We start from the raw sequence: 970 nt of genomic DNA on the forward strand, positions 1-970 counted from the left end.
CCCCGGGTGCGAACCTGACGGTGGGTGCAGGCACCGATGGCGAGGCAGTGGACTTTGCCGATAAGGATGGCAACGCCCGCACGCTGAAGAACGTGATGGCCGGTGTGGACGACGCCGATGCCGTGAATGTGAGTCAGCTGAAGGAAGCGGGCCTGATCGACGGCAACGGCAACACGCTGGCGGCGGTGGTGTATGACGACGCGTCCAGGCAGCGCGTTACGCTGGGCGCTGCCGGTACGCCGGTAACGCTGAGCAATGTAGCGAACGGATCGGTGGCATCGGACAGCCTGGACGCGGTGAACGGCAGCCAGCTGAATACGGCGGCGCAGAGCGTCGCCGATGCACTGGGCGGTGGTGCGCAGTTCGATCCGTCGACGGGCACGGTAACGGCACCGTCGTACGAGCTGACGGATGCCTCGGGTAACAGCGAGACGTTCAACAACGTGGGTGATGCGCTGTCGCAGCTGGATGGCCGCGTGGATAGCAACACCACCAACATCACCAATCTGACCGAGCAGCTGAACCAGGGTCAGATCGGTCTGGTGCAGCAGGCCGCCCCGGGTGCGAACCTGACGGTGGGCGCAGGTACCGATGGCGAGGCAGTGGACTTTGCCGATAAGGATGGCAACGCCCGCACGCTGAAGAACGTGATGGCCGGTGTGGACGACGCCGATGCCGTGAATGTGAGTCAGCTGAAGGAAGCGGGCCTGATCGACGGCAACGGCAACACGCTGGCGGCGGTGGTGTATGACGACGCGTCCAGGCAGCGCGTTACGCTGGGCGCTGCCGGTACGCCGGTGGCGCTGGGCAATGTGGCGAACGGATCGGTGGCGTCGGACAGCCTGGACGCGGTGAACGGCAGCCAGCTGAATACGGCCGCGCAGAGCGTCGCCGATGCACTGGGCGGTGGTGCGCAGTTCGATCCGTCGACGGGCACGGTAACGGCACCGTCGTACGAGCTGACGGACAC

1 pseudogene is annotated in these 970 nt (G+C 65.7%); it reads left to right on the forward strand.

Features of this window, described 5'->3' with window-relative positions:
- Positions 1-970: pseudogene (locus tag JHD67_RS21380) on the forward strand (hypothetical protein); the annotation flags it as partial.

This window comes from Dyella sp. ASV21 (genome assembly GCF_016428975.1).
Taxonomy (GTDB): Bacteria; Pseudomonadota; Gammaproteobacteria; order Xanthomonadales; family Rhodanobacteraceae; genus Dyella.